This is a genomic window from Streptomyces sp. sk2.1 (genome assembly GCF_008120935.1).
Classification (GTDB): Bacteria; Actinomycetota; Actinomycetes; order Streptomycetales; family Streptomycetaceae; genus Streptomyces.
The window spans coordinates 1-6,495 of the sequence record NZ_RDBO01000242.1 but is presented as its reverse complement, the minus strand read 5'-3'; the positions used below and the strand labels follow the sequence as shown (position 1 = coordinate 6,495).

The following is a 6,495-nucleotide window of genomic DNA, read 5'->3' as shown; positions in this document are numbered from 1 at the left end:
GGCCGGGTTCGCCCCGGTGGGCGACGTATCGGGCGGGGGGCGGCTGTGATCGTGGATACCGATCGAGTGAGCGGCATCCAACGGCCCGAGGAGTACGCATGACTGCCCATCAGGACACCGCACCCGCCACGACCGGGCGACTGCGTGCCGCCTGGAGGAGCGCACACACTCCGGTGCCCGGAGTCCCCCGATGGGCCCGGATCGCCGCCTACGCCATCCCCTTCACCGTGCTTCCCTCCGGTCTGTGGCGGATCATGACCGTCGTCTTCCACATCGGTGACGACGGCGTGCACGGCAGGGGCCAGCTCCCGTCGTGGCTGCCGGGGCCGGTGTACATCATCGCCCTGTCCGTCTTCTCCGAACTGCTGGCCTTCACCGCCATCGGGCTGATCGCCGCGTGGGGAGAGGTCTTCCCGCGCTGGATCCCGCTGCTGGGCGGCCGCAGAGTGCCGCCCCTCGCCGCCATCCTGCCCGCCGCCCTCGGCGCCACGATCCTGACCGCTCTGTGGACCGCCGCCTTCGCCACCTCGCTGTTCGGACTCACCGTCCGGGGCGATCGACTCCCGAGCGACTTCCCCACGGAGTCGATGCACGGCTGGCAACTCGCCTTCTTCAACAGCACCTACGTCCCGCTCCTGCTGTGGGGACCGCTGCTGGCGGCAGTCTGCTTCGCGTACTGGCGGAGGCGCTGTGGCCGTACCGCCCACGCGGGCGTGCCCAGGACCGCATCGTGACCGGCCCGAACACGCTGCACCCGCCGCCACCGCGAAGGCGGTGGAGGGCTTCGGCGGGTTCGCGGGGCAGCGCGAGCGGACCGAGAAGACCTGACCGCCGCGGGGCTCGGCCGGGCCGCCCGAGCTGAGGGCCGGGGCGGCGTCACCGGTATGCGGCCGAGGCGTTCTCCGCGTGGCGCGAGCGGGTCGGCGCAAGTCGTTCGAGCTGTTCGACGCTCTGGTCGAACCCGGTCAGCAGGGTGACGAAGTGCCGGGACAACAGGGTCGGCTCCCGTTCCATGTCGCTCAGCCGGTTCGCCTGCTCACCCATGGTCACCCCTGCCCCTCCACTGTGATCGGTCACCCCGTCGTCGCGCGCTCCCGCTCCCGCACCCGCAGTGACCGTCCAGCCGTGATGTGCAGAATGCACATCGTGTGTATTCTGCATATGTGGCGTGGTTCGCGTCCGTGCACCTCTCGGACGTTCATCCGGCCGGGAAGCAGTCCGTCGTCAGGCGAGTCCATCGACGGCGTGGGGCCGGCCCCGGCCGCCACGGGGCACGGCCGCACGGCTCTCCGGGGCCCCGGCCGGCCCGCCTCGTCACGCATGCCAGGGGCGGCCGCCCCGACAGCCTGCGCCGCAGGCACCCTGAAAGGAAGCACCCCATGAGTTACCTCCCCCTGCACGGCAAGTCCGCCATCGTCACCGGAGGCGCCTCCGGCATCGGCGGCGCCATCACGAAACTGTTCGTCGCACGCGGCGCCCGGGTCGTCGTCGTCGACCTGCAGCAGGATGCCGGGGAGGGCCTCGCCCGTGAACTGGGCGACTCCGTGGTCTTCCTGCGCGGTGACGTCTCCGACCGGGCCGTCGCCGACCGGGCCGTCGCGACAGCCGTCGAGCATTACGGAAAGCTCGACGTCCTGGTGAACAACGCCAGCGTGTCCCGCCAGAAGCCCTTCGAGGAGCAGACGGACGACGACTGGAACCTCGCCATGGACACCAGCCTCTACGCCACCCGCAACTTCATGCTCGCCGCCCTGCCCGAGCTGAAGAAGACCGGCAACGCGTCGATCATCAACTTCGGCTCCGGCGCCGGTCTCGACGGCCAGCCCAACCAGGCTTCCTACGCCGCCGCGAAGGAGGCCATCCGCGGTCTGAGCCGCGTCGTCGCCAACGAATGGGCGCCGCACAACATCCGCGTCAACGTCGTCTGTCCCATGGCCCTGACCGCAGGTGTGGCCGCGTGGGCCGAGGCGCGGCCCGAGCAGTACGCCCAGTCCGCCGCCAAGGTGCCGCTGGGCCGCTTCGGCGACCCCGACCGGGACGTCGCCCCCATCGTGGCCTTCCTCGCCGGTGACGACGCCCAGTACATGACCGGGCAGACCGTCATGGCCGACGGCGGAGCGATCAAGCTCCGCTAGACCGCGCAGCCGCGTTCCCCGGACGCACCGGAGTGAACGGGCCCCGCCGAGCGGTGCAAAGCCGCCATCGCACGGCTCGGCCGGCACTCGTCCGGGGAACCGGCCTGCTCGGGCGCTCCGGTCCGGGGCCGCCGGGGCGGCCCTCCCGACCACCGAGACCCGCACCACACACCGAACCTTCAGGAGAACACCGTCATGGGAACCATCGCCGTCACCGGGGCCGCCTCCGGCATGGGCGCCTCCATCGCCGCCCGGCTCACCGAGCAAGGACACCGCGTCATCGGCGTCGACCTGCGCGGCACCGATGTGGAGGCCGACCTCGGCACCCCCGAGGGCAGGGCCGCCGCGGCGGCCGAGATCACCCGCCTGAGCGCAGGACGCCTCGACGGCTTCGTGCCGTTCGCCGGGATCTCCGGCGGAGCCGGCCGCCCCGCGAGCCTGCTGGTGTCCGTCAACTACTTCGGCGCCGTCGGACTGCTGGAACAGCTGCGCCCCTCGCTGGCCGCCGCGGGGCAGTCCTCCGTGGTGCTCGCCTCGTCCAACTCCGTCACCACCCAGCCCGGCTGGAACCCGCAGCTGGCCGATGCATGCCTGACCGGCGACGAGGACGCGGCCCGAGGTCTCGCCGACTCGCTGGGCGACGACGGCGGCGTCCTCACCTATCCGGCCACCAAGGCCGCGATCGCCTACTACACCCGCACCCGCGCAGCCGACTACATCACGGACGGCATCCGCCTCAACGCCATCGCCCCGGGCTTCATCGACACCCCGATGACCCGGGCGGGTCGTAACGACCCTCAGATCGCGGCCGGTATCGAGGCGTTCCTCAAGTCCATCCCCGCAGGCCGGGCGGGCACCCCGGAAGAGGTCGCGGAACTCGTGCTCTTCCTGCTGTCCTCCAAGTCCGGCTACTGCGTCGGCACGCTGATGTACAGCGACGGCGGCCTGGATGCCCGGCTGCGCGGTCTCGACTGGCCCAAGGCGTGGACACCGAAAGCCTGACCCGACCGCGCCGACGGGCTGCCGGGCGCCGGTGAGCACGGCAGCGTCCATGCCCGCCGGAGGACCCGAACGCGGCGCCGCCGTTCCGGCGTCCTGACCACGGGGGCGGCGGGCCGGACCGCCCGGACGTACCGCCCCCGCTCGCCGTCGCCGTGAGCCGGCCGGACCCGGCGGCCCGGTCGCCGGCGCCGTGGTCATGTGCCGACCGCCCCCGTACGTTGCCCCCACTGTGCCCTCCGGTACCTGGTCCGGCCGCCCGTGTCTCGGGTACGCCAGAAGGAACCGTTTGCCCACAGGGGGAAGGTCGCATGCGCGCCGAAGACCAGGCCAGGTCGGCAGAGACACGCAAGGGCAGGGCACCGGCCCGCCAATCCCGAACCGAGAACTGGACGCAGCCCTCCGGTCTCCTGTCGTTGCAGAGCAGCGTCGGCAACGCGGCGGTTGTCCAGATGCTCCGTCAGGCCGGACACCCGGGAGCCCAGGAGGAACACGAGCACGACGTCGACCACGGCGACCGGCAGACCGAGCACCTCGTGCAACGCTCCACCGTCCACGATGTCCTGCGCGCTCCGGGGCGCCCCCTCGACGACGGCACGCGCAGTGAGATGGAAACCCGGCTCGGCGCGGACTTCTCGGACGTCCGCATCCACATGGGCGCGGCCGCGCAAGTCTCGGCAGCGGAAATAGGCGCTCGGGCCTACACCGCCGGCAACCACGTCGTGATCGGCGAAGGCGGTGCCGACAAGCACACCCTCGCCCACGAATTGACGCACGTCATCCAGCAGCGCACGGGTCCTGTCGCCGGTGCCGACAACGGGGCCGGGCTGCGTGTGTCGGATCCCTCGGACCGGTTCGAACGCGAAGCCGAAGCCAACGCGAGCCGAGTGATGTCGGGTCCGGCAGTGGCCCGGGCGGACACCCATGGTGCGACGGGCCGTCGGTCCGCAGCCGGGGAGCGGACCGTGCAGCGGGCTCCCGATGTGCAGGACCGCCTGACGGACGCCTACTGGGCGAGTCAGCAACCGGCGGGTCGGCCGCAGCAGAGCGCTCGCCCGAAGTCGAACGAGCGCAAGCTGAAGGAAGTCATCGCCACGACCGTGCCCGGTCTCCTGCGTCAGCTCAAGGACAAGTACAGGGGAAAGAACCAGAAGCAGATCCAGGCCATGGGCAGCCTGGAGATCTTCAGGGGCATGAAGCGGACCGAGGGCGACGCGATCATGGACTGGTGGAACAACGACCGCCAGACCGACACGACCCAGTGGATAAAGGAGCACAAGGACGACGACAACGCCGTCGGTGATTTCCATGAAGCGGCAAGCGGGGATCACCCGAGAATCGGTGCCATACCGGTGAAGGGGCACCTCGGGGACGAGGCGCAGGCCCGTACCTACAGCAAGGGGGACGACGAGGTGCTGGTGAAGTTCACACTGAAGCCCGGCGCTCACGAACTCCTTTTCGGCCCCGACTACATGGCCGTCGCGGGAACCAGCACAGGGCGTGCGCCCCAGGCCCTCAGGAATATTCACGGGCCCGACAGGCCCATGCCCGAGGGTTCACAGGGTGAGGGTTCGCTCGGAGGCTACATCGGTATGAAGCAGGAGAAAAAAGGCGACTTCAGTTTCAGTCTGGGTGAGAACGAGGCATCCCAGCTGCTGTTCCAGCACTTCATCAAGAGGGTCGAAATCGTGAATTAGTCCGGATTCGCTCATCCGTGAGGCTGCCTTGCGTGCCAGGTGTCCTCCGGGGGCAGGCTCGGGCAGCGGGAAGCCCCGTCGCACGGTGTGCGACGGGGCTTCCGGGGTGGATGCGCTGGACCTGTCGGCAGGTCAGACGGTGCCGAACTCTCCGGCCTTCACGCCCGCCACGAAGGCGGCGAAGGAGGCGGGGGAGGCGGACAGCACCGGGCCGTGCGGGTCCTTGGAGTCGCGGACGGGGACGATGCCGTGCGGGGCGGCGAGGTTGGCGGCGACCTCCACGCACTGGCCGCCGTTGTCGCTGTACGAGGACTTGAACCAGCGGGGGGATTCGGTCGTCACAGGATGCCCTTTCGTGCCTCACGGATCATGGCCACGGACGCCGCCTGGGACAGCGATTCGGCCTGCAACTGATGGTAGGCCGCCAGCAGGGGGAGCACCAAGGTCGTATCGCGCTCCAGATGGCCCCGCATCTGGGACTCCGCATAGGCGACCACGGACATGTCCGACAGCGTCAGCAAGGTCATCGGAAGGTTGAACGGACGCCGTTCTCCTATGTCGTACGAGGCGATCTGGAGCACGGTGTTCGGCTGCTCGGCGAACTCCAGCAGTCGGTCCAGCTGGGCTGCCATGACCTTCGCCCCGCCGACTTGCCTGCGGATGCAGCTCTCGTCCATCACCACCAGCATCGTCGGGGGGCGGGGGCGCACCAGTGCGGCCTGACGTTCCGCCAGGAACGAGACGCGCTCTTCCGCCTGCTCCGGAGTGATCGTCCCTCGTCGCACGGCGCTGTCCGCCAGGGCTCGCGCGTACTCCGGCGTCTGCAACAGCCCGTGGATGATGCCGATTTCGTACAGCCGGATCTCTGCCGCACGCCCTTCGTACCCCACGTACTGCGGGAAGCCCTCCAGTAATGAGCCGTGCCGGAGCTCTCGGTACTGGCGTTCGAACGTGTCGGCTGTTTCTCCCGTGCCGAAAACCTGGTCGGCGCTGCGCGAGAACCGAAGAGTCGGCATCTTGCGACCAGTTTCGACGGCCGAGATGTGCGTGCCGGAGTAGCCCATGTGCTTGGCCAGCTCCTCCTGCTTCCAGCCGCGATTCTCGCGCGAGCTGCGAATACGTGCGCCGAAGGCGGCCTCGGGGCTGCTCTCGGGGTCCAAGTCCTTGCGGTTCAACGGCTGTCACCTGACTTTTCGCTCGCGCTCAACAAGTTGAAGCGCTCCAGACTGTAGGCCACGCTGATCCCCCTTGGTAGCGGAGCCGTTACGGAGAGGAGTCGGCGGTGTCCGAAGAGAATACTGCCGCGCATCGGCAGGAACCCCCACAAGTCCCTTCCCCCGGAACGCTGTTGGTTGACACCGGTCGCCGGAACCGGGTGGGTGAGTTCCGGGGTGTGTCCGGTCCGTACTGGTCGTTACGGCCGGTGTGCGGCGGTACGGAGTGGGAGGCCGAGCCGGCGGATGTGCGGGCTCCGGAGCCCATGGAACGGTTGCGGGCGGAGATCGCGCGGTGCAATGCCCGCAGTGCGGGGCGGATTCTGTGAGCGTGCGCAGGTTCCGGTTCGTGAAGTGGGTGCTGCGGCCCGATGCGGAGCCGGATGCGCCGCCCCTCACGCACCGGTTCCGGTGCATCGCGCTGGACGAGGGCGACGACGAGTGCGGTGC

At 69.7% G+C, this 6,495-nt stretch carries 8 protein-coding genes; 5 read left to right on the top strand and 3 right to left on the bottom strand.

All coding sequences use genetic code 11. The features are described 5' to 3' along the window. The first annotated feature begins 98 nt into the window (after nt 1-98). On the top strand, nt 99-734 hold the full coding sequence (locus EAO76_RS43165; protein WP_148841666.1) for a hypothetical protein: 636 nt from the start codon (nt 99-101) through the stop codon (nt 732-734). A gap of 142 nt (nt 735-876) precedes the next feature. On the opposite strand, the gene EAO76_RS45190 is transcribed toward EAO76_RS43165, so the two are convergent. Further along, nucleotides 877-1,044 carry a hypothetical protein gene (locus tag EAO76_RS45190; RefSeq protein ID WP_187439059.1) on the bottom strand — a complete coding sequence of 56 codons (168 nt, stop codon included), beginning with the start codon at nt 1,042-1,044 and terminating at the stop codon, nt 877-879. A gap of 335 nt (nt 1,045-1,379) precedes the next feature. Here EAO76_RS45190 and EAO76_RS43160 point away from each other — a divergent pair, with 335 nt between their 5' ends. From EAO76_RS43160 to EAO76_RS43150, 3 genes are all read left to right on the top strand, one after another. Further along, nucleotides 1,380-2,135: an SDR family NAD(P)-dependent oxidoreductase gene (locus EAO76_RS43160; RefSeq protein ID WP_148841665.1), complete on the top strand. Its 756-nt coding sequence runs from the start codon at nt 1,380-1,382 to the stop codon at nt 2,133-2,135. A 195-nt stretch (nt 2,136-2,330) separates the two neighbouring features. Beyond that, on the top strand, nt 2,331-3,137 hold the full coding sequence (locus EAO76_RS43155; RefSeq protein ID WP_148841664.1) for an SDR family oxidoreductase: 807 nt from the start codon (nt 2,331-2,333) through the stop codon (nt 3,135-3,137). A gap of 308 nt (nt 3,138-3,445) precedes the next feature. After that, a complete protein-coding gene (locus tag EAO76_RS43150) occupies nt 3,446-4,831 on the top strand; it encodes a DUF4157 domain-containing protein (protein ID WP_148841663.1) in 1,386 nt (461 codons plus the stop codon). Nucleotides 4,832-4,963: 132 nt separating this feature from the next. Here EAO76_RS43150 and EAO76_RS43145 read toward each other — a convergent pair whose 3' ends face one another. Both EAO76_RS43145 and EAO76_RS43140 read right to left on the bottom strand, forming a co-directional pair. Next, nucleotides 4,964-5,173: a DUF397 domain-containing protein gene (locus tag EAO76_RS43145; RefSeq protein WP_148841662.1), complete on the bottom strand. Its 210-nt coding sequence runs from the start codon at nt 5,171-5,173 to the stop codon at nt 4,964-4,966. Then, nucleotides 5,170-6,006 (bottom strand): helix-turn-helix transcriptional regulator, encoded by an 837-nt coding sequence (locus EAO76_RS43140; RefSeq protein ID WP_148841661.1) that lies wholly within the window; start codon nt 6,004-6,006, stop codon nt 5,170-5,172. The genes EAO76_RS43145 and EAO76_RS43140 overlap by 4 nt, the downstream gene beginning before the upstream one ends. 107 nt (nt 6,007-6,113) lie before the next feature. Between EAO76_RS43140 and EAO76_RS47150 the strand changes: the two genes are divergently transcribed. Beyond that, on the top strand, nt 6,114-6,374 hold the full coding sequence (locus EAO76_RS47150; protein WP_148841660.1) for a hypothetical protein: 261 nt from the start codon (nt 6,114-6,116) through the stop codon (nt 6,372-6,374). Nucleotides 6,375-6,495 lie beyond the last annotated feature (121 nt).

Excerpts from the sequence above, each read along its gene's own strand:
- EAO76_RS43150 (WP_148841663.1), top strand. The coding sequence starts at position 3,446 with ATGCGCGCCGAAGACCAGGCCAGGTCGGCAGAGACACGCAAGGGCAGG.
- EAO76_RS43165 (WP_148841666.1), top strand. The coding sequence starts at position 99 with ATGACTGCCCATCAGGACACCGCACCCGCCACGACCGGGCGACTGCGT.
- EAO76_RS43160 (WP_148841665.1), top strand. The coding sequence starts at position 1,380 with ATGAGTTACCTCCCCCTGCACGGCAAGTCCGCCATCGTCACCGGAGGC.
- EAO76_RS43155 (WP_148841664.1), top strand. The coding sequence starts at position 2,331 with ATGGGAACCATCGCCGTCACCGGGGCCGCCTCCGGCATGGGCGCCTCC.
- EAO76_RS45190 (WP_187439059.1), bottom strand. The coding sequence starts at position 1,044 with ATGGGTGAGCAGGCGAACCGGCTGAGCGACATGGAACGGGAGCCGACC.